Origin of the sequence: Streptosporangium sp. CA-135522 (genome assembly GCF_050949235.1) — a bacterium.
In the GTDB taxonomy this organism is placed as follows: Bacteria; Actinomycetota; Actinomycetes; order Streptosporangiales; family Streptosporangiaceae; genus Streptosporangium.
The window spans coordinates 947,233-967,518 of sequence record NZ_CP192026.1; the positions used below are offsets into that span (position 1 = coordinate 947,233).

Below are 20,286 nucleotides of genomic sequence, written 5' to 3' on the forward strand. Positions count from 1 at the left end.
GGGGGACCTGGATGCGGACACTCGCCTATTTCGTCGGCTCGACCATCGCCGGGTTCATCGCCGGTCCCGAGAGGCGGCTCGATTCCTTCTTCCCTGTCGAGGACGACGTAACGGCGGCCATCCTGGCCGAGTTTCCCGGGACGGCGCCGACGCGGTTCCGCGGGCCGGCAGGTCTGGCCGACACACCCAACGAGGCTCCCCACTCGGGTCGGCGTCAGCAGGGGCGAAGTAGCCGTGAGTGATCGGCTCGATCATCTGGCGGAGAGCTCGGACCGCAGCGTGGCTGTTCATCGGCCCTGTGGGGATCCCGGTAGTGATCGCGGAGAATCCAACGGATATCGCGACCAGCGTCGACCTGGAGCATCCGGGCAAGGTCGGCGGCATCCTCGGCCCGGCCCGCCGCGTCTACCGACCGGCACACCAGTCCCTCGGTGACCTCACATCAGAGCGGGTCAGAGGTAGGTTCGTTGGATTTTTCCGCGATTGCTACCGGGACCCCCATCTGTCGACATGCGCGGAGCTCGGCGCCCCGGCACACTCCGCTGCGCAGCATGCATTCACTCGAAATCCATTGCAACGCAAGCCTGATCACCCATTGCATTTAGCATCACAATCATTGCAATGCTCGCTAATTTGCCTAGAAGGATCAGGCAAAATAGATCATCATTGCATGTTGACGAATTTATAAACGCAATGTAGTTTTGCAGTCGTTCAGGGATTACCGAACATCTGCGGCGCCGGTGGCACCACAGAGGGAGTCCCCATGACCGAGCTCCAGCTCGCCGAGGCCATAGGCGTCACGCCGGGACGGGTCCCGCGGAGCGAACACTGTAGATAAGGAGATTCATGATGGGAAACAACAACAGCGGGTTCTCCGAGACGGGGCTGCGCAGGCTGCGCGAGGTGCTGGCGGGGTATGTCGAGTCGGGGAAGATCCCCGGGCTGGTCGCCCTTGTGAGCCGAGGTGGACAGACGCACGTCGAGGCGCTCGGGACGATGCGGCATGAGGGCGGGGCGCCGATGCGCCGGGACACGCTCTTCCGGATGGCCTCCACCTCCAAGCCGGTGGCGATGGCGGCGGCGATGGTTTTGCTGGATGAGTGCCGGCTGCGTATGGATGACCTGGTCCAGGAGTGGCTGCCGGAGCTGGCTGAGCGGCGGGTGCTGCGGCAGGTAGACGGTCCGCTGGAGGACACCGTGCCGGCGCGGCGGCCGATCACCGTACGCGACCTGCTGACCTCCACCTTCGGGCTCGGCATGGATCTGACGGCGCTGGGCACTCCGATCATGAACGCGGTTTTCGAGCGGGAGCTCACCGGCCATGGGGAGACGCCGGAGCCGGATGAGTGGATGCGCCGCCTGGGCGAGCTGCCGCTGATGTACCAGCCCGGAGCGCAGTGGCAGTACCACATCAGCCACGACGTGCTCGGCGTGCTGGTGGCCCGGGTATCCGGCCAGTCGTTTGAGACGTTCCTGCGCGAACGCGTCCTGGAACCGCTGGGCATGAAGGACACCTCCTTCCACGTGCCCGCCGACCAGATCGACCGGCTGCCGCCGAGCTACGCCCCCGACCCGCAGAGCGGCGAGTTCGTGGTGTGGGACGAGTCCGTCGGCGGGCGGGTCAGCCAGGCTCCGGCCTTCGCCTCCGGCGGCGGTGGGCTGGTCTCTACCGTCGATGACTACCACGCCTACTTCCAGATGCTGCTCAACGGCGGCATGCACGGCAGCGAGCGGATTCTGTCGCGGGCCGCGGTGGAGCTGATGACCACTGACCGGCTCACGCCCGAACAGGCGGCCGCCCGCAACGACCTGGCCAGGAACAGCGTCCAGGTGTCCTTCGGCCAGGGCCAGCAGGGCGGCTGGGGCCTCGGGATGGCGGTGCGCACCTACCGCGGCGACTACGCCCCGCTCGGCCAGTTCGGTTGGGACGGCGGAACCGGCACCACGGCGTACGCCGACCCGGCCAACCAGCTCACCGGCGTCCTGCTCACCCAGGTCGGACTGTCCGTCCCGGACCCGGCGCGGCTGATCCACGACTTCTGGACCACTCTCTACCAGGCCATCGACAACTGACCCCACGGCCGTTCTCCCATCGAAATCTTCCTGAACCAGACCTCAAGGAGCACATCACCATGTCCGTCACCCTTTCCGACCAGGACAAGAGCACCCTGCGTACCGCTGCGTACGGCGCCGTCTCGTTGATGGCCGCCGCCGGCGCCGCGGGCAAGCCCGGAGCCCACCGGATCGCCACCGACGGCAGCATCGCTCTGAACTCCGCCACCGGCCTGGTCGGACGCGTGCTGGCCGAGAAGAGCAGGGACATCATCCTGGACGGCAAGTCCGTCGCGGACCTGGCCGACACCGTGCTGCCGATGCTGACCGCGGCCATGGGCCTGCTCAAGCAGGATCCGGCCGAGGCCGAGAACTTCCGCAGCACCGTCATCGTCGCCATCGAAACAGGCGCCCAGATCCACAAGGGCGAGCCCAGCCCTGTCCTGGCCGAGATGACCCGCAAGATCACCGCAGCCCTCGACGCCGCCTGACCTGCCCAGCCGCGCCGTGTCATGAGGTTCTCTCCGGACCCTCGTGACACGGCCGCATGCGCTGTGACCAAATCTGCTCCGCTGTGCCGGGCGGGTGCAGCCTCGATGACTTCACCGTCTACAAGGGATATCCATGTCCGACTCCCCACGGCGAGGGTTCCTCGCCACGATCGCAATCGCGACCGCGCTCGTGGTCGCCAACGCTCCCGCCGCCTCCGCGACGGCGGAGCCGAAGATCGACGTCTCCGGCGGGGTCACCCAGCCCGTCTTCTCCTATGCCGACGCCGTCCGCGAGCACGTCCGGGTGCAGTCGCCGGTCGACAGCGACGGCGACGGCAAGAAGGACCTGGTCCGGGTGGACATCATCCGGCCGAAGGAGAGCGACTCCGGGCTCAAGGTCCCGGTGATCATGCATCAGAGCCCGTATTTCGACCAGCCCGGCGCCGGCTTCGAGGTGGAGCACAAGACGTACGACGCGCAGGGGAACCTGACGAAGTTCCCGCTGTTCTACGACAACTACTTCGTGCCGCGCGGGTACGCGTACGTGTCCGTCGACATGATCGGCACGAGGTTGTCCGACGGCTGCCCGACCACCGGCGGCCCCTCCGATGTGCTGGGAGGCAAGGCGGTCATCGACTGGCTGAACGGCCGGGCGAACGCCTACGACGACAACGGCGCCCCGGTCAAAGCCACCTGGAGCACCGGCCGTACCGGGATGATCGGCCACTCCTATGAGGGAGGACTGGCCATCGGCGTGGCCGGCACCGGGGTGCAAGGGCTGGAGACGATCGTGCCGCTCGCGGGCCCCAGCAGCTGGTACGACATGTGGCGCGCCAACGGCACCCTGACCGACTTCACGGGCGGCCAGGAGTACATGGCCAAGTGGATCGATGAGGACCCGGACGCCAAATGCGCGGCGGCGCACCAGCGCATGACCGAGGGCTCCGACGACGCCACCGGCAACTACAACGCCTACTGGCACGACCTCGACTACCGGACCGGACCGATCTCGAACGTGCGTAACGTCCGCGCCAGCGTCTTCTCGGTGATGGGGATGCAGGACCGCAACGTGATGGGCAACCAGTTCTCCGAGTGGTGGGCCAAGCTGCCCCGCGGGGTGCAGCGCAAGGCGTGGGTGACCCAGTACGGGCACCTCGACCCGTTCTGGGCCCGCCGCGAGGTATGGGTCAACACCCTGCACCAGTGGTTCGACCACGAACTGATGGGCGTGGACAACGACATCATGCGCCGGCCGCGCGCCGACGTGCAGCTCGGCCCGGACCGCTGGATCACCCAGGCCGACTGGCCGGCACGCACGCGGACGACGACCCTGCGGCCGCGGCAGGACGGCTCGCTGGGCCGTACCCCGTCGACCGGGACCGGCGGCTACCTCGACACCGCCCAGAGCGAGAACGCCGTGGCCGACAACCCGGGCACCGTCAACTCCGACCGGCTGGCCTTCCTGACGGCGCCGCTGAAGAGCGCGACACGGCTGTCGGGTACCCCGTCGGTGAGCCTGCGCCTCAAGCTGGACAAGCCGACCGCCAACCTGGGCGTCCTGCTCGTCGACTACGGCACCGACACCCGCATCAACTACAGCGAGATCGGCGCGAATCCGGACCGCGCGTACGGCTTCAAGTTCCTCGACGCCAAGGACTGCATCGGCCAGGGCGCGGCCGACGACGACGGCTGCTACCGCAAGGCCGTCGACAACACGATGACCTCCGGCTTTCACGTGGTCACCCGCGGAATCATGGACGCGCAGAACCGCATGTCACTGAGCCGCCAGACGCCGCTGCGGCCGGGCAGGCCGTACCAGCTCACCTGGAAGATGCTGCCGCAGGACTACGAGTTCAAGGCCGGACACCGGCTGGGCTTGGTGCTGACCGGCACCAACGCCGACCTCGGCAACGCCGAAACCGGCACCGGGACCAAGGTCACCGTCGACCTGGCCGGCACCTCGGTGTCGCTGCCGCTGGTCGCCGGTCAAGTAACAACAAAATCGATGTTCGCCTACGGTCGCGGCCGGCGTGGTCGCGACCGCGCGCATGACGTCCCGGGCGTCATCTGCCGGCACCCGCCGACACAAGCCGGACACGAAATGCCGCTGGAAGGCGAAGAACACGATCGCGGTGGTGGGGATCGCACCAGGATCGAGCCCACAGGGCACCGACTCAGCGTCGGCCCCGAAGCTGCGACACAGAAGTTCAGTAGTCATACAGCGCTGCGTTATCGCAGTCACAGAGCGCTGCGTTATCGCGGGTCAGCGGTATATCCCTGGGAAACTCCTTGATCACTACTGGAAACCTTACTAGCGAGATCGTTCTCATCGATAACGGCTGTCCGCCGGCTCCTCACCCCCGGGACCTGCACCTGATCCCCGGCGAGCCCTGCCGCGAGCCCTGCGGCCGGGAACGTCCCATGCGCATGTGGTGGGTGGGCTGAGCGGCGGCGGCATGCTGCGTAGGCTCGTGGTGTGGATGAGAGCCAGGAATACACCAGGTACCGCCAGGATTCGGCGGTGCTCGCCGAGATCGGACGTTTCCTCGATCCCCAGGTCGCGCGTCTCACCGTCCGGCTGTCCAGGGACCTGGCACGGGCCGCGGTCGCCGCGTGGGACCGTGACGAGGAGGGGGAGGTGGGCCAGGAGACCGCGGAGCAGGCCCGGGTCCGGGATCGCGCGGCGTCCCTTGCGCTGATCGGCCTCGCCGTGTCGGACCGCGGCGTCGCCTCGGGCGAAGAGGTCGTCGTGGAACTTGACGTGACGGAGGTCGCGGCCGCCCTGCTGGCCGCCTACGACGAGGACGTCATCCCGCTGGAATCCCCCTGACCTTCCCGGCCCACCCGATCTGGTGACCCCCTGATCTGGTGATCCCCTGATCTCGCGGTCCTTGTGCCCGTGATCCCCTGCGCCCGTGATCTCGTGTGATCGCCTCCCGCGTCCGTGACCGCGCCGGCCCCTCTGCCGCGACCGGGGGCGCCGGACGCACGCAATAAACTGGCACCGGGTGTCGCAGCGAGAGCGAGGTGAGTTCACGGTGCGGAAGTCAGGGATCATGCCAACGCTCGATCCGGTGGATGTCGGCGAGCATGTGTGCTGGATCGTGGACCCGGCCCAGGGATACATGGCCGCCACCTCGACGTTCCTGGCCGATGGAGAGCTCTTCGGTGACAAGGTGGTCATCGTCGGGTCGCTGAGGGAGCCCTCCCCGTCCGTGAGTCCTCCGCGGGACGCGGTGGTCGTCGATCCGCGGCTGATCCGCGGCACAGGTCCCACCCTCGACATGGGCTCGATGCTGGGCCTGGTGCGACGCGAGGCGGACCGGGCCGGACGCCAGGGTTACCGCGCCCTTCGCGTGTTGGCCGTGATGGACCAGCTCGTGCCGCCGGACGCGGGCGCGGACATGCTGATCGACCACGAGCTGCGCATGGACGAGTTCGTGGCCGACCGCGCGGCCATCATGGTCTGCGCCTACGGTCGTGACCGCTTCGGCGCCGCCACGCTGGACCATGTCGCGTGTGTTCATCCCAACGAGCTGGGCAGCAGGTGGACGGGGCCGTCGTTCCGGATGTTCAACTCGGGGCCGGGTAGCTGGAGTGTGTGCGGGGTGGTCGACGCCGACGGCGCCGCGGCGTTCAGCGCCGCACTGACCGCCGCCGCGGTGCTCTCTCCCGCGCTGCGGCTCCGTTTCGACGAGCTGGAGCTGATGGACGCCGCGGGTATGCGCGCTCTCGCGGAGGTCGCCGCCCGTGCCCCGGTTCGCAGCATCACGGTCGAGGGCGCGAACCCCACGGTGCGCTCGTGCTGGGAGATGCTCGGCTACGGCAGCTACGAGGCACCCGTGGAGCTGACGCCATGACCACCGAAGTCACCGGTGTGGACCGGACAGAGGGCCTCCGCCACGAGCTCTACTCCTACTCGGGGGAGGCGCAGTTCCTCGACGGGGCCCTGTCCTTCATCGACGACGCCCTCGCCGCAGACGAGGTCGTCCTGGTGTCCGTGCCCGAGAGCAAAGAGCAGATCCTGCGCGCCGAGCTGGCCGGCTCCGACCCCCGCGTGGTGTTCATGGACGCCTCCGAACTGGGCCGCAATCCCGCCCGGCTGATCCCCGCCTGGCAGCGGTGGATCAGCGAGCGCACCGGACAGGGCCGCCCGGTGCGCGGCATCGGCGAGACCGACTGGAGCGGGCGCGGCGCGGCGGAGATCGCCGAGCTGCGCTACCACGAGTGGCTGCTGAATCTCGCCTTCACCGGCTCGCCGGCCTGGTGGCTGCTGTGCCCCTACGACACTGACGCGATCGACCCGGAGACGATGCGGACGATCAGCGAGTGCCACCCGTTCGTCCTGGAAAGTGGGGTCCACCGGCCGTACCCGGACTACGTTCAGGCACCCTTCCTGTGGGACGACCTGGATCCGGTCGGCGAACCGTTCGAGGAGTTCCTCTACGGCAAGGGAGACCTCGCGGCCGTCCGGGACAGGGTGTCCGCCTTCGCCATGCCGTACGGCCTGCGGGGCGAGCGGCGGCGGGAGACGCTCGTCGCGGTCACCGAGGTGGCCGGCAACAGCATCGTCCACGGTGGTGGGCGCGGAACCCTTCGCACCTGGGTCCAGCAGGGCACGCTCATCTGCGAGTTCCATGACGACGGGGTGATGGCCGACCCCATGGTCGGCCGCAGGATGCCGAGCTTCCGGCCGCTGAGCGGCCGGGGCATGTGGCTGGTCCACCAATTGTGCGATCTGGTCCAGATCCGGTCCGCCCAGGAGACCGGCACGACCGTCCGCCTGCACATCACCCTTCCACCGGCCTGACTTCCGCCGCTCGCGTCACTCGTCCAGCAGGGCCTCCTCCACGGAGGCGGACATGGTGAAGTAGCGCAGCAGGCCGGTGGTGGTCAGCATGTGACGCAGGGTGCGGCCCACCCCGGCCAGCACCAGGCGGGTTCCGGTCTCCTGGCTCCGGCGCAGGGTCCACAGCAGTTCGGCGAGCCCGGTGGAGTCACAGAAGGTGAGCCCGGCCAGGTCGAGGATGAGCTGCGGTGCGGGGCCGCTGTCCCACACGTGGGCGAGCTCGCGCCGGAACACGGGCGCGTAGTCGTAGTCGAGCTCGCCGATCGCGTGGATGACGACGGCGGTTCCGAGCGAGCCGAACGAGATGAGGAGCGCGGCCGCGCCTTCGGTTGACATGGAAACTCCTTAGACCCGCAGTTCACAGGGCGGGCGTTCCCTCCGTCCTACCAGGTATGCGGGCCGGATGAATTCGGTGGCCGGTAATTCGGGGCGGATCGACATACTTGCTGCACCTTCCGGGAAGACGACGGGCGCCGCCGGGAAGTGGACCTCCCGGCGGCGCCCTGATCGTCGGCCGTCCTGTGGCTTTCCTATGGGTTGGTGGTGATGGTGAAGGTGGAGGTGGTGTTACGCACGTTGACGGCGTTGTCGCTCAGCTTCAGGTCGTTGAACGTCACCGAACCGACCGCCGGTCCCTGACCGGGCTCCGGCAGCTCGTTGGCCCACAGGCCGAACCCGGACCTGGCGTCATAGGCGTCCCCGCTCTTCTGGGCGCCCGTGATCGAGATGTTCGTGAAGATCGTGTCCTTGACCGGGAACTGCGGCCGGCCCCCGACGTAGTTCGTCTGGAACATGATGCCGCTGTAGGTCGGGTCCACGATGTCCACGTCGCTGACGCGGATGCCCTGGAACACCTTCGAGGCGGAGAAGACCCAGATCGCCGGGAAGGTCTGCGCGCCCCAGAAGTGCCCGCCGGCTCGGACGATCGAGATGTTCTCGAACCGCGTCGGCGGATCGGCGCCGAAACCGTTCATCGGGTAGCCGAAGTCGAGCGAGCTGATCGTGATGCCGGAGTAGGTCAGCGTGTCCGCGATGTAGATGTTCCTGAAGGTGTTGGCGTACCCGCCGTAGACCGCGATGCCCGCGGCACGCCAGGGCAGGATCGCCGTCAGGTTCTCGTAGACGTTGTTCTTCTCGTCGGCCCCGCCCGCGTCGATGGCCGAGAACAGCGCGAAGCTGTCGTCGCCCGTCGAACGGGCCTCGTTGTTGCTGACGAGGTTGTCGGTGCTGCCGTTGGTCATGTTGACGCCGTCGGCGAACGTGTCACGGATCCGGGAATTCTTGATCGTGATGTTGTCGGTGTTCGCGCCCCAGTAGAGGCAGACGGTGTGCTCGTTCCAGATGTTGTCGATCACGATGTTCGCGACGTTGGAGAAGTCGAACACCTTGCCCGGGCCGTCGATGCGTGAGGTGTAGTTGCCGAAGTAGGCGAAGTTCGCGAACGTCGAGCCATTGGCCGACGCTTCGGCGCGGAACCCGACGTCGGTGTTGTCCTGGGTCGAGGGGGCGCGGAACCGGGTGTACCACGGGCCGGCGCCGATCACCCTGACCGCCTTGCCGTACACCTGGAACTTGCTCGCCGTCTGGTAGGTGCCCGGCGGCAGGTAGACGCCGACGAGGGCGCCCGTGGTGTCCATGCGGACCCTGTCGAGCGCGTTCTGCACGTCCTGGTGCGTGAAGCCCGCGGGCACCGCGTACCTGGCGGGGTCGGGGTTGGCGATGGGCGACGCCTGCTCGGTGTTGATGAAGTCGATCGCGTACGTGGTCGTGTTGGCGGGGTCCTTCTGCAGCCGGATCTTGCTGCCCGCCGGGACGGTGGTCCCGAGCATGAGGTTGGCCTCGTCGTAGACGTGACGCGGTCCGCCCGCTCCCGGGGAGTTGCCGGGGCCGGCCTCGTTCCCGTACAGCCAGGCGTATTTGGAGGTCAGGTCGATGGGCTTGAGGAAGGTGCCGTTGACGTAGACGTTGAGCGTCGCGTCGATCCCACCGCCACCGGCCGCGTCCGGGATGGAGAACCGGGTGACGAGGGTGTTCGTGCTTGCCTTGGTGGTGAACTCGACGTAGCTGCCCGTCGAGTTCAGCGTCACGGCCCTGCGGCCGGACGCCTCGCCCGCCAGGTCGCCGATGGTGCGGTTCGGGCCGATCACGGCCGCCCCGCCGCCGACGACGGCGTCCTCCGCCTCGTACATGTCGTAGGGCATGTTGGCGCCGCGCCCGACGAAGAACGGCCGGGTGTCGGTGTTGTTGGCTCGCTTGACCGGCAGCTCGTTGGCGTCGTCGGCCAGCACCGTCTTGACGGTGTACTTGCCGTTGGCCGCCGTCCAGGTGCCCAGGTTGACCGGGCTCGTCGTGGCGCCGGGGGCGATCGCGCCGGTGTGGGAGCCGGTCAGCGTCCTGACCACGGTTCCCGAATCGTTGGCGATCGTCAGCGTGATGCCGTGGGCGCCGCTCGCGGACGCCACGGTGCCCTGGTTCCTGATCGCGACCGAGAAGGTGACGACGTTGCCGTTCGCCGGGTTGCTCGGGGTCCAGCTGGTCGTGGCGACCAGGTCGGAGCTGTCGACGGGCTTGACGACCAGGGGCGACGGGTTGGTGTAGGCGTTGTTCGACTCGTTCAGCTCGACGACGCCGCCGGCCTCGTCGACCTTGGCGTTCAGCGGGTAGGAGCCCGCGTCACGGGGCCCGATGCCGGCCGAGACGGTGGTGGAGGCTCCGGCGGCCAGCGCGCCGACCGCGGCTGTGCCGACCTTGGTGGTGCCCAGGTAGAAGGTGACGTTCGTCGCGCCGGAGGGCGCCGTCCCGGCGTTCCTGACCGTGGCCGACAGCGTGACGGAGTCGGTCTCGACCGGCGCCGCGGGAGCCGACGACATGGCCGTGATCACCAGATCCGGGTTGGCGGAGGGGGTGCCGACGACCTGGAACTCGGCGACCTGTCCGGCGGGCGCGCCGGAGTTTGTAGTGATCTTGAGCTGCACGTCGGCGACCTTGGCGGTGACCGGGATCGTCACGGTGTTGCCGGAGGCGGGGTTGAAGGTGTAGACCGCCGCCGAGGACAGGCTGGTGAAGGAGGAGGAGTTCTGCTCGCGCCCGAGGACCTGGATGGTCTGCGTGCGGGTTCCCCACGCGCTGTCGGGGTTCAGTTTCAGAACGACCGATCTGACGTCGGCGTTCGCGCCCAGCTGGACGGTGAGCGTGCTGGGATAGCCGCCCCCGCCGCCTTCCCAGTAGGTCGTCACGTTGTTGTCGTTGGCGTTGGTCGCCACGAAGGTGAAGACCGAGGACGACGCGGTGATCGGCTGGCCGACGGCCAGGTTGGAACCGCCGCCGTCGCCGGTGGCGTGGCCGTACACCTCGAACTCCGACAGCTGGCCGGCCGGCCAGCTGTCGGAGTTCGAGGTGATGTTCAACCGCACGTATCGAGTGCCGGTGGCGGTGACCGGGATCGTCACCGTGTTGCCGGTGGCCGGGTCGAAGCTGTAGCCCGCGGACGCGACGACGGTGGAGAAGGTCGTGCCGTTCGTGCTCGTCTGCACGGTCAGGGTCTGGGTCCGGGTGGCCCAGTCCGCCGCCGGTGGCAGCTTCAGGACGAGCTTGTTGACGTCGGCCGCGGCGCCGAGATCCACCTGGACCCATTGGGGGAAGGTGTTGTTGGCGCTCTCCCAGTAGGTGGCCTGGTTGCCGTCGTTGACGTTGCCGGCCGTGTAGGGGGCGTTGGCGCTGCTCGCCGAGGCCGTCTTGCCCGCCGCCAGGTTGGGGTCGGCCACCGCCGAAGCGGGGGAGGGCGGCCCGAACAGAGCGAGCAGGCTGGTCGCGAGCACCGCCGCGACCAGCCGTAACAACGTCACGTACTTGCTTGTCATCGCGTTCCTCTATCTGTTGTCTGGAACGACAGGTGCGGCGAGGAGCCACGGCCCCGCCGTGCGGCGCATTCGGCTGCCGGTGGGTACGGCCGTGCTCACGAGAGGTGGATCCCGGATTCCCGGAATCCACCGGGTGGGCCTGTCACGGCGCCGGTCATGCCGGTCAGCGGGGACACGGGAAACGAACGCGGGGATCGTGGTCGTCGGGCGGCGACCGAACGCGCAATGCCGAAGCCGACATCACCGGAGCCTCTCCGTGGGGGAGCGGAGCGGAGGCAGAGGACAGAGAGCGCCCCTGCGGGAAGTTGCGAAGAACAGAGAGAAAGTGACATTGGTTTGCAAGAATCTTGCATTGCGCTGGCCAAATATTAACTACGCGCTACAGCCGCGTCAACGGTTGGAAAAGATCGGTGTTGCGTCATCTCACAAAAGGACGGTCTGACCTGTGCGCGAACCTCCGGTGGATCTCGCGTTCGTCGCCGCGGGTCCGGAGGGGCCGCAGATCCGGAGAGGGTGGAGGGGGCCGGAGGGCGCCGGGAGGCGCGCGGCGGGCCCGTCCGGAGAGGCGGGCGGCGGCCGGCCGATGACGCTATTCCCATTAAAACGGTCAATGGGGATAATTTGCTGCAGCGCCATTGCTGTCTAATTATGCTGCTTCTTCGTCGGAAAGCCGTAAGATTAGGGTGACCGCGGTATGAGTTTGTTTTTAACGCAATCCGTGAATGATCGTGGTCATGAATCGTGAAATGAACGGTGCTCGACGTTCCGGAGCACGCGGGGCCGCCTACGGCCTGGCGCTTGTCCTGGTGGGCGGGCTGTGTTCGGCCGCTCCGGCCTCGGCCGGAACCGTCGTCCCGCACTCCCCGCCCGTCCCGTCCGCACCCGCCGCCTTCAAGCTGGGATCGCCGAAGAGCTCGACCTATTCCGTTCAACGCGGCGGCAGGTTCCAGGCGCAGTTCGTCGTCGAATTGAGGGTCTACAGCCAGGGCGACGAAGCGGTGACCATCACCGGAATCGGTCGAAGCGGGCAAGGGCTGAAGCTGGTCTCTCGCGAGGCGCGTGACCCTTACGTCCTCCAACCCGGACGAAACGTTGATTTTTCCCTCAGGTACGAGGTCACCAGCTGCAAGGCCGTCCAGAAGGGAGACTGGCCCGTACCGGTCCGTATGCAGTCGGACGAGGGGGAGAAAATCATCTACCTTCCCCTGCAACTGTCCGGCAAGGGGGCCACCGCGTCGTGGCAGGCCGCCCTCGCGGCCCAAGCGTGCGAAGCCTCATAGCTCGGAGGCCTCATGGCTCGGAGGCCTTATGGCTCGGAGGCCTTATGGCTCAGAAGCCTTACGGCTCGGGCGTGGGCCGGCTCGGGTGTGGGAGGACTCCCGGCCCGGCCGCGCGAGGCCTCATGACAGACGAATCGGCCTGATCGGAGACCGGCGTTCGGTACGGTCTCCGATCAGGCCGACGGGGTCGATGTCGGCGTCAGGGGGCGCCGGCATCACAAAGGGGCCGGTATCAGAGGTGTCGAGGTCAGAGGTGTCGAAGTCGGAGCTGTCGAGGTCGGGGCGCTGAGGTCAGGGAGCGCAGCCGGCGAGTTCGGGCCGCTGCGGCGTGCCGTTCGAGGGGCCGAAGAAGAGGTTGGCGCAGTCGCTGGTGAAGGTCGGGTTCTCTTCGGGGACGAAGTGGGCGGAGTCGGGTGCCACCACCGCGCGGACGTCGTCGGCGACCTTGCCGAACGAGTCGGCGACCCCGGTTCCGAACGAATACTGCCCGCCGATGCCCAGCACCGGTATGGTCAGCCGCTTCGACGCGTTGGCCTTGTTGTTCTCCGCGTCCGCGGCGAACGCCCGGTAGTACCCGTATCCCGCGGTGCGCCTGGCCGGGTCGGCGTAGGCCCGGTAGTACGACTCACGGTTGATCGCCTCGGGATGGTGGCTGAAGTTGAACATCATGCCGAGATACGTGCTGACGTCGTCGTTGTCCATGATCTTCTCAGGGATCGGCGCGGGAGACGAGTTGAACCGGAAGTGCCAGCTGATTCCGTAGAGTTCCTCGAGACCGAAGCCGGCCAGCGGCGTCTCCACCGCGGCGAGGCGGGTCACCTCGGTGGGGAAGTCACGCGCGTAGGCATAGCCGACCAGGGCGCCGAGGTCGTGGCCGAGGATCTTCACCTGCGTGAAGCCGAGCCGGTTGACGGCCTGGCGGATCCGCCGCGCGGTGGTGACCTTGTCGTAGCCGCCGGTCGGGATGGAGGACTCGCCCAGCCCGGGCAGGTCGATCGCGATCACGGTGTGCTGGCGGGCGAGCTCGGACATGACGGGATTCCATATCAGCGAGGTCTGCGGCCAGCCGTGCAGGAGCACGAGGGCCGGCCCGGAACCGCCGCGGACGTAGTGGAGGGTGCCGCCGTCCACGGCCACCCTTCCGTGGGTGAAGGTGACGGTGGAGCTCGCCGCGCTCTTCGAGGGCTTATGGGGAGCCGCGCTGGCGCCGGCGCTGGCGGTCGTGGTGAAAAGGGCCACGGCCAGGGCGACGGACGCGCCGACGACGGCCCGTCCCAGTGTCATGAAGTGCGGCCTTGCTTTCGATGCTCGTACGGTTGTTTCCTCTACCGGCATATCCAGTTCCTTTCCATGGACCAAAGAACCACGGGACGGTCCAGTTTTGGCGGTATGAGCCCACTTCCGCGGTGCGCCGGATCACCGGCCGGCGCGCACGGCCATTACCAGATCTGCGGATGGCGGTAGCGGAGGCGACGGATCGTCTTGTGTCGATGTGGTCGAATGAAGCCTGCCCGACCGGAGAGACCGCCGTCTTCTTCGATCGTGCTTTTTTCCCGGTCTCTCCGACTTATCACGTTGCCCGAAAAGTAGGTTGATGGCCTTTTGATGCCGCATGACTGATCTGAAACGTCATGACCACATTGTGGATTTAACTGCATGAACGCTTGAAATATGGACGGAACGGTGTGAGTCGATGGTTCGGTCGCGAAGCTCACCTTCCGGCAGGTCCATGAGGATCATGTCGTGCCATTCGCCGTCGCGGCCCCGCCGTCGTGAGGCGTCTCGATTCCGGAGGGCACGTTCCCGTAGGGGTTTCGTGCGCGCTCCTCACAACGGGCGACGACCTGGGCCGGGGGCTCCGGAGGGTCGTCGCCGAATCGGCACATGTCCTCGGGGTCGCCATTCCATCGCCACAGCGCTTCCGCGTCATATGGAATTATCGGGTGGAACCATATGATATTTCCGGCCAGCAAGGACCATTCCATTTGACGCAGTGACGATTTCGGCCGCATCGCCAGATGGATCGCTGGAAAAGCGACCGGTCATCGAGGAACGCGGGAACGGTGGCCGTAACCGGGCACCACCTGGCGGGAGGCGGTGGTCCGGAGCCGGCCGAGGGAGCGGCGACCACATGCATCTCGACGACGCGGGCGCGCAGGCGATGGCGGATGCGGTGGACCTCGACTCCCTCAAGCTCTGACGGCGGCCTCCCCGAGCTCTGACGAATGCCCTCGTGTGCCGCGCGGTGGCACACGAGGGCACTCGCGAGCCGCCCGATGTATCGTGTCGGCACACACGAAATCGCGGTCCCGGTCGGTAGCCCGGGCGCCCGCCGGCCAACCGGCCGACGGTTCTGTATCCGCCCTCTCCAGGGATGTCCGGTGTGTCGGAAAGCGGCTTCGCCAAGCCGCCGGTCGGCATACCTGTGGGAGGGCACTGTGGTTTCGCTGTCGGTGTATTTCGAGGACCCCTTCTGGGTCGGCGTGCTGGAGATCGTCCAGGACGGCGAGCTCCGCGCGGTCCGGTTCGTCCTGGGCGCCGAACCCACGGACGCGGAGCTGTACGAATTCCTGATGAGGCACGGCGTCGCCCTGCTGGAGCGCGCCGAAGGGGCCCCCGCCGTGCCGGCGGACACGCGCCGGGGGCCACGGGCCAACCCGAAACGCGCGGCCAAGCTCGCCGCCCGCGCGGCCGGGCGGGTCTCCCTGCGCAGCACGGCCTCCCAGGAGGCGATGCGCGTGGAACTGGAGAGCCGCAAGCAGGAGGCGGCGGCCGACCGCAAGGCGCGCGAGCGGGCGCAGGCGGAGCACCGGCGTGAGGTGGCGCGCAGGAAGCGCGTCGAACGCCGCCGCGACAGGTGACCTCTCCCGATGATGTTCGTCATGTACGCCAGGGGACATCGGCATCTACCTGTGCCGCGGTCTCCCGGAGGAGCCTGGCTCCGATGACGATCGATTCGAGGAGGGAGACATCGTGGGCGTGCCCGATGGTCTGCTGGAGCGGTACGTGACGGTCTGGAACGAACCCGACGCCTCCGCGCGCCGGGACGCGGTGGCCCGGCTGTGGACCCCCGACGGGCTTCACTCACCCGGACCAGGAGATTTCAGGGACTCGATGCCCTGGACGCCCGGGTGACCGAGGCACACGAGCAGTTCGTGCGAGGGGCGGGGATGCGATTCACCTCGGGAGAGGACCTGGTGACCCATCACGAGGTGGCGAAGTTCACCTGGCGGATGGTGCAGGACGGGGACGACGACGTTCTGGCCGTGGGCCTCGACGTCGTGCTGCTGGACCCGGACGGGCGTATCCTCGTCGACTACCAGTTCAACGAGCCGCCGGCGGTGTCGGCCCAGCTCGACCGGTTCGCCGAGCACTACCTCGCGGTCATGCGGGCACCGGGCTCTCTCGCGACGGCGCGGTGGGCCGGACCCGCCCCGGGCGTGAGATCGGCAGGGCGGACCGGCGGGGCGCGAGGTTCACAGCCATCCGGCGTTCCTCGCGATGCGGATGGTGTCGATGCGGTTGCGCCCGCCCACCTTGCTGATGGCGTTCGACAGGTAGTTGCGCACGGTCGCCGACGACAGCGACAGGAGAGCGGCGATCTCCTCGGTCGGGATGCCGCTCTCCGCCGCGCGCAGCACGTCGGCCTCCCGCGGGGTGAGCGGGCTGCTGCCGGTCTCCAGCGCAGCGGAGATCAGCTCGGGGTCGATGACCCGCTGGCCCGCCGCCACCCTGCGCACACCGTCGGCGAGGGCCTGCGCCGGAGCGTCCTTGACGATGAACCCCCGCACGTGGACCTTCAGCGCGCGCAGTAGGTGGCCGGGCTGGCTGAGGCCGGTGAGTACGAGCGTGCGGCATTCGGGAAGCCGCTCGTGGAGCCGCTGGGCGGCTGTGAGGCCGTCGAGCCCCGGCAGGTCGATGTCCAAGATGGCCACATCAGGCCGGGTGCGCAGGGCGGCCTCCACTACCTCGTCGCCGCGCTCCAGCTCGGCGACCACCTCCATGCCCTCCTCAAGGGAGAGCAGGGCGACCAGCGCGCCGCGGATCAGGTGCATGTCCTCGGCGATGAGTATCCGGATCATGCGGGCTCCCGCGGAATCTCGACGAGCAATCTGAACCGGTCACCCGCGATGGGGCCCGCCGACACCGCGCCGGACAGCGCCGCGGCCCGCTCCGCGAGCCCTTTCAGGCCGCTGCCCGTGCCCATCGGCCCCCGTGTCCCGTCGTTGACGATCTCCAGGCGGGTGCCCGTCGCGGTGATCGAGCAGGTGCGGGCCTCGCTGTGGCGCAGCACGTTGGCCACTCCCTCCCGGGCCGCCCAGGCGAGTACGGCCTCGGCCGCGGGCGCGGGTGGCGGCGGGTCCAGCGTGACCCGCGTCTCGACGCCCGCCGCGCGCAGCAGCACTTTCGCGCCCTGGAGCTCGGTGTCCAGGGAGACGGCGTGCGCGTCGCGCGTGACGGCACGGATGTCGCGAAGCGTACGGCGGGCCACCTCGGCCAGGCTCTCGATCTCCGCCCGGGCGGCGGCCGGGTCGGCGACGAGCAGCCGGGCGGCCAGGTCGCCCTTGAGCGAGATCGCCGACAGGCTCTGCCCGAGCAGGTCGTGCAGGTCACGGGAGAGGCGCAGACGCTCACCGCCGACCGCGGCCTTGGCCGGATCGCCGCGGGTGGCGTGCAGCTCATCCACCACCCGGACCAGCAGGGCTGAGCCCGTCAGCGACGCGGTCGCCCCCACGAACGACAGCGACCAGGCGAGGAAGGTGTAGACGATCGCCACCGCGTGCCCCGCCGGGTCGCTGGCCGTGACGACGGCCGCCAGGACCGAGGTGAACAGGGCCGGGACGGCGGCGATCACCACCGCGCGTCCCCGCAGCAGCATCGTCAGGGAGGCGACGAGGCAGTATTGCAGGGATGCCCAGTTCAAATGGAGCCAGACGAGCGGCAGGCTCACCAGAACGGTCAGCGCCAGCAGCGTCCACGGCCAGCCGCGGGGACGTTCGCCCTGGGCGGCGGCGAAGCTGTGCCGCAGTTGGATCGTGCCGATCGCCGCAATCCCCAGCGCCGTCGGCAGCGGGTCGCCCGAAGGTCCCGACAGACCGGTGATCGTATAGGCGAAGGAGGGGACCAGGAACGGGATGTGGACGGCGATCAGGAACCAGCGGGCCCGCCGAGGTGTCCATCGTTCGAGGTTCATGCGGGATCGCATTCGAGGTGCAGTTCCCCGTCGCTGGTGATCGTGATGGTGCACCGCCGTACCGTGTCGTCGCGCAGCAGCCTGGAGAGGGCCGACCGCAGCGCGGGCCTCAGCGATTCGGGCGGCTCATCCGGGGGCAGGACGAGTCTGACCTCGATGCCCGCCTCGGCCAGCAGGGTCAGGGCGGTGTCCAGTTCTTCCCTGAGTGGAGTCCGCTGGTAGCCCCTGATCATCCGCCGGGCTTCGGCGAGTGTGCGTCGTGAGGCGCCGACCAGGTCACGCAGCTGCACCTCGGCCGCCGGCGCGTCCTGCGCGCGGACCAGCTCACCTGCCCGGCCGGCCGCGGTCACGAGGGATTCGAGCGCCGTGCCCACCGTCCTGCCCAGCTCGTCGTCGATCCGCAGGCGTTCCATGACGACCGCCTCCTCCGCCATCTTCAGCCGGGCCGCGTGGAGCCGGCGGATCGCGGTCAGCAGCTGCAGGGTCAGGAAGACGGGCAGCGCCCGCGTCGTCGCGGCGAAGGTCAAAAAGGTGGCGGTGGCCGGCGTGGCGCCCAGCGCCAGGGCCAGCGGCACCGAGACGGCCACCACCGCGGCGAACGCGGCGTAGCACCACGGGGGACGCAGGATGAGCAGCGCCGACAGGCTGAGCGAGAAGAAGCCGCCCAAGGAGTCCATGCCGATCAGCGGCACGGAGCCGATGATCACCACGGCCATCGTGGCGAGGCTCCAGCCGGCGTGGGGCGGGCGTGTCCCGCGCACGCTGTGGAGCACGTGCCGCAGGTGCAGCGGGAGATAACACACGGTGACCGCGATGGCACTCGGTGCGTGGCCGGGGCCGGGGCCGAAGGGCACGGCGAGCTGGCGCACCAGGTCCAGCAGGGGCATCGAGACGTTGTAGACGATGATGCCCGCCGTGCTGAGCCGGATGAGCCGGCCGGAACGACGTTTCAGCCTGCCCCCCACCTGTGACCGCGCTGCGATTGGCCATCGTAGAGCGTTCCACTGAGGTGGTGCCAGAGACATGGACATCTTTGAGAGTCTTGTCCGGTGAAGGTGGCTGATGCCAGATTCAAATGTCATCGGCCGCCGACCACATTTTCCTCTGCCGCCCGGGCGGGCCGTACGGTGACACTGCGGAGCATGACCACTGTCAGCGCTCCACCGGTCGCGAGCCCCGCGCCCCCGGCACCACACCGAGCCACCCTGCCGATCATCCTGTCCGGCGTCTTCATGTCCTCCCTGGACTTCTTCATCGTCAACGTCGCGATCCCCTCGATGGAGCGAGACCTCACCGCCGGCGCCGCGGCGATCCAGTGGATCGTCGCCGGGTACGGCATCGCCTCCGGCATCGCCCTGATCACCGCGGGCCGGCTGGGCGACCTGTACGGCCGGCGGCGACTCTTCATCATCGGCATGGCCCTGTTCACGCTGGCCTCGGCGGTGTGCGGGCTGGCGCCCGACGCCGGGGTGCTGGTGGCGGCCAGGGTGGTGCAGGGGCTGGCGGCCGCGTTGATGTCCCCGCAGGTGCTGGCGATCCTGCGCTCGTCCTACGCCGGCGCCGCCCAGGCCCGCGCCTTCAGCACCTACGCGCTGACGATGGGGCTCGCCGCGGTGTTCGGCCAGCTCGTGGGCGGCGTGCTCATCCAGGCCGACCTGTTCGGCCTGGGGTGGCGCGCCTGCTTCCTGATCAATATCCCGATCGGGGCCGTGGCGCTGGCACTGGCGCCCCGGCTGGTGCCCGAGTCGCGCGGGCCGGGAACGTCCCGGCTGGACACCGGCGGCGTCATCCTGCTCACCCTCGCGCTGGTCGCCCTGGTGCTCCCGCTGGTCCAGGGCCGTGAGCAGGGCTGGCCGCTGTGGATCTGGCCGTCCTTCGCCATCTCGGCGGCGCTGTTCGGCACATTCGCCGCCCACCAGCGGCGGCGCGGCGTGAGCGCGCTGGTCGACCTGGAGCTGTTCCGGGAGCGGGCCTTCACCGCCGGGCTGCTCGCCCAGCTGGCCTTCTGGATGGGCCAGGCCTCGTTCTTCCTGGTGTTCGCGCTCTACGTCCAGCGTGGTCGCGGCCTCGACGCGCTGCAAGCCGGGTTGATCTTCATGGCGATCGGCGCCGGCTACCTGGCCACCTCGCTCACCGCGCACCACCTCGCTCGACGGCTGGGCCGCCAGGTCATCGCGCTGGGCGCGCTGATCATGGCCGTGGGACTCGGCCTGCTGCTGGCGACCGCGGCGTCCATCGGCACGAGCGGGCACATGGGCTGGCTGATCCCGGCCCTCATCGTGGACGGCGCGGGGATGGGCATGGCGGTCGCGCCGCTGGCGACCACCGTGCTGGCCCGGGTGACCCCGGCGCACGCGGGGGCCGCCTCCGGTGTGCTGTCCACCGCGCAGCAGATCGGCAACTCCCTCGGCGTCGCGCTCATCGGCATCGTCTTCTACGCCGCGGCGGAGAGCGCCGGCTTCCTTGGTGCCTTCGAACGGAGCCTGCCGTACCTGATCGGTGTCGAACTCCTCCTCGCCCTTCTCGTCCAGCTGCTGCCGCGCAGGAGCCACCAGTAAGG

The 20,286-nt window shown here is 68.5% G+C and carries 17 protein-coding genes; 11 read left to right on the plus strand and 6 right to left on the minus strand.

All coding sequences use genetic code 11. The features are described from left to right. The first annotated feature begins 11 nt into the window (after positions 1 to 11). From ACQPYK_RS04670 to ACQPYK_RS04700, 7 genes are all read left to right on the plus strand, one after another. Complete coding sequence (locus tag ACQPYK_RS04670; protein ID WP_433250731.1) at positions 12 to 242, plus strand: hypothetical protein; 231 nt, start codon at positions 12 to 14, stop codon at positions 240 to 242. A gap of 604 nt (positions 243 to 846) precedes the next feature. Further along, a complete protein-coding gene (locus ACQPYK_RS04675; RefSeq protein WP_433250734.1) occupies positions 847 to 2,073 on the plus strand; it encodes a serine hydrolase domain-containing protein in 1,227 nt (408 codons plus the stop codon). 59 nt (positions 2,074 to 2,132) lie between these two features. Further along, positions 2,133 to 2,543, plus strand: coding sequence for a hypothetical protein (locus tag ACQPYK_RS04680; RefSeq protein ID WP_433250737.1), 411 nt, complete (start codon positions 2,133 to 2,135; stop codon positions 2,541 to 2,543). A gap of 133 nt (positions 2,544 to 2,676) precedes the next feature. Next, positions 2,677 to 4,836, plus strand: a complete 2,160-nt coding sequence (locus ACQPYK_RS04685; RefSeq protein ID WP_433250740.1) for a CocE/NonD family hydrolase — start codon at positions 2,677 to 2,679, stop codon at positions 4,834 to 4,836. Between the two features lie 183 nt (positions 4,837 to 5,019). After that, complete coding sequence (locus ACQPYK_RS04690) at positions 5,020 to 5,373, plus strand: hypothetical protein (RefSeq protein ID WP_433250743.1); 354 nt, start codon at positions 5,020 to 5,022, stop codon at positions 5,371 to 5,373. A 226-nt stretch (positions 5,374 to 5,599) separates the two neighbouring features. After that, positions 5,600 to 6,403 carry an MEDS domain-containing protein gene (locus ACQPYK_RS04695; RefSeq protein WP_433250746.1) on the plus strand — a complete coding sequence of 268 codons (804 nt, stop codon included), beginning with the start codon at positions 5,600 to 5,602 and terminating at the stop codon, positions 6,401 to 6,403. After that, positions 6,400 to 7,353 (plus strand): anti-sigma factor RsbA family regulatory protein, encoded by a 954-nt coding sequence (locus tag ACQPYK_RS04700; RefSeq protein WP_433250749.1) that lies wholly within the window; start codon positions 6,400 to 6,402, stop codon positions 7,351 to 7,353. The genes ACQPYK_RS04695 and ACQPYK_RS04700 overlap by 4 nt, the downstream gene beginning before the upstream one ends. 15 nt (positions 7,354 to 7,368) lie before the next feature. On the opposite strand, the gene ACQPYK_RS04705 is transcribed toward ACQPYK_RS04700, so the two are convergent. Both ACQPYK_RS04705 and ACQPYK_RS04710 read right to left on the minus strand, forming a co-directional pair. Then, complete coding sequence (locus tag ACQPYK_RS04705; protein WP_433250752.1) at positions 7,369 to 7,728, minus strand: STAS domain-containing protein; 360 nt, start codon at positions 7,726 to 7,728, stop codon at positions 7,369 to 7,371. A 194-nt stretch (positions 7,729 to 7,922) separates the two neighbouring features. Beyond that, a complete protein-coding gene (locus ACQPYK_RS04710; RefSeq protein ID WP_433250755.1) occupies positions 7,923 to 11,252 on the minus strand; it encodes a discoidin domain-containing protein in 3,330 nt (1,109 codons plus the stop codon). A 722-nt stretch (positions 11,253 to 11,974) separates the two neighbouring features. On the opposite strand from ACQPYK_RS04710, the gene ACQPYK_RS04715 reads away from it, so the two are divergent. Next, positions 11,975 to 12,532 carry a hypothetical protein gene (locus tag ACQPYK_RS04715; RefSeq protein WP_433250758.1) on the plus strand — a complete coding sequence of 186 codons (558 nt, stop codon included), beginning with the start codon at positions 11,975 to 11,977 and terminating at the stop codon, positions 12,530 to 12,532. A 291-nt stretch (positions 12,533 to 12,823) separates the two neighbouring features. On the opposite strand, the gene ACQPYK_RS04720 is transcribed toward ACQPYK_RS04715, so the two are convergent. Beyond that, positions 12,824 to 13,816 (minus strand): alpha/beta fold hydrolase, encoded by a 993-nt coding sequence (locus ACQPYK_RS04720; RefSeq protein ID WP_433250761.1) that lies wholly within the window; start codon positions 13,814 to 13,816, stop codon positions 12,824 to 12,826. 1,154 nt (positions 13,817 to 14,970) lie between these two features. On the opposite strand from ACQPYK_RS04720, the gene ACQPYK_RS04725 reads away from it, so the two are divergent. Both ACQPYK_RS04725 and ACQPYK_RS04730 read left to right on the plus strand, forming a co-directional pair. After that, positions 14,971 to 15,393, plus strand: a complete 423-nt coding sequence (locus tag ACQPYK_RS04725) for a YjdF family protein (RefSeq protein ID WP_433250764.1) — start codon at positions 14,971 to 14,973, stop codon at positions 15,391 to 15,393. Positions 15,394 to 15,505: 112 nt separating this feature from the next. Continuing rightward, positions 15,506 to 15,667: a hypothetical protein gene (locus ACQPYK_RS04730; protein WP_433250767.1), complete on the plus strand. Its 162-nt coding sequence runs from the start codon at positions 15,506 to 15,508 to the stop codon at positions 15,665 to 15,667. A gap of 341 nt (positions 15,668 to 16,008) precedes the next feature. Here the strand turns inward: ACQPYK_RS04730 and ACQPYK_RS04735 are convergent, their stop codons facing one another. From ACQPYK_RS04735 to ACQPYK_RS04745, 3 genes are read right to left on the minus strand one after another with little or no spacing between them, the layout of a single operon-like run. Further along, the gene (locus ACQPYK_RS04735; protein ID WP_433250770.1) at positions 16,009 to 16,614 is read right to left on the minus strand and encodes a response regulator transcription factor; all 606 of its coding nucleotides are present in this window, start codon (positions 16,612 to 16,614) and stop codon (positions 16,009 to 16,011) included. Further along, positions 16,611 to 17,726: a sensor histidine kinase gene (locus tag ACQPYK_RS04740; protein ID WP_433250773.1), complete on the minus strand. Its 1,116-nt coding sequence runs from the start codon at positions 17,724 to 17,726 to the stop codon at positions 16,611 to 16,613. The genes ACQPYK_RS04735 and ACQPYK_RS04740 overlap by 4 nt, the downstream gene beginning before the upstream one ends. Further along, on the minus strand, positions 17,723 to 18,691 hold the full coding sequence (locus ACQPYK_RS04745) for a hypothetical protein (RefSeq protein WP_433250776.1): 969 nt from the start codon (positions 18,689 to 18,691) through the stop codon (positions 17,723 to 17,725). The genes ACQPYK_RS04740 and ACQPYK_RS04745 overlap by 4 nt, the downstream gene beginning before the upstream one ends. A 177-nt stretch (positions 18,692 to 18,868) precedes the next feature. Here ACQPYK_RS04745 and ACQPYK_RS04750 point away from each other — a divergent pair, with 177 nt between their 5' ends. Then, positions 18,869 to 20,284 carry an MFS transporter gene (locus ACQPYK_RS04750; protein WP_433250779.1) on the plus strand — a complete coding sequence of 472 codons (1,416 nt, stop codon included), beginning with the start codon at positions 18,869 to 18,871 and terminating at the stop codon, positions 20,282 to 20,284. The last annotated feature ends 2 nt before the right edge of the window (positions 20,285 to 20,286 follow it).

What these genes read in the sequence shown, in the direction of transcription:
- ACQPYK_RS04695 (WP_433250746.1), top strand. Translation starts at nt 5,600, where the DNA reads ATGCCAACGCTCGATCCGGTGGATGTCGGCGAGCATGTGTGCTGGATC.
- ACQPYK_RS04675 (WP_433250734.1), top strand. Translation starts at nt 847, where the DNA reads ATGATGGGAAACAACAACAGCGGGTTCTCCGAGACGGGGCTGCGCAGG.
- ACQPYK_RS04680 (WP_433250737.1), top strand. Translation starts at nt 2,133, where the DNA reads ATGTCCGTCACCCTTTCCGACCAGGACAAGAGCACCCTGCGTACCGCT.
- ACQPYK_RS04670 (WP_433250731.1), top strand. Translation starts at nt 12, where the DNA reads ATGCGGACACTCGCCTATTTCGTCGGCTCGACCATCGCCGGGTTCATC.
- ACQPYK_RS04750 (WP_433250779.1), top strand. Translation starts at nt 18,869, where the DNA reads ATGACCACTGTCAGCGCTCCACCGGTCGCGAGCCCCGCGCCCCCGGCA.
- ACQPYK_RS04700 (WP_433250749.1), top strand. Translation starts at nt 6,400, where the DNA reads ATGACCACCGAAGTCACCGGTGTGGACCGGACAGAGGGCCTCCGCCAC.
- ACQPYK_RS04710 (WP_433250755.1), bottom strand. Translation starts at nt 11,252, where the DNA reads ATGACAAGCAAGTACGTGACGTTGTTACGGCTGGTCGCGGCGGTGCTC.
- ACQPYK_RS04735 (WP_433250770.1), bottom strand. Translation starts at nt 16,614, where the DNA reads ATGATCCGGATACTCATCGCCGAGGACATGCACCTGATCCGCGGCGCG.
- ACQPYK_RS04705 (WP_433250752.1), bottom strand. Translation starts at nt 7,728, where the DNA reads ATGTCAACCGAAGGCGCGGCCGCGCTCCTCATCTCGTTCGGCTCGCTC.
- ACQPYK_RS04685 (WP_433250740.1), top strand. Translation starts at nt 2,677, where the DNA reads ATGTCCGACTCCCCACGGCGAGGGTTCCTCGCCACGATCGCAATCGCG.
- ACQPYK_RS04715 (WP_433250758.1), top strand. Translation starts at nt 11,975, where the DNA reads ATGATCGTGGTCATGAATCGTGAAATGAACGGTGCTCGACGTTCCGGA.
- ACQPYK_RS04740 (WP_433250773.1), bottom strand. Translation starts at nt 17,726, where the DNA reads ATGAACCTCGAACGATGGACACCTCGGCGGGCCCGCTGGTTCCTGATC.
- ACQPYK_RS04720 (WP_433250761.1), bottom strand. Translation starts at nt 13,816, where the DNA reads ATGACACTGGGACGGGCCGTCGTCGGCGCGTCCGTCGCCCTGGCCGTG.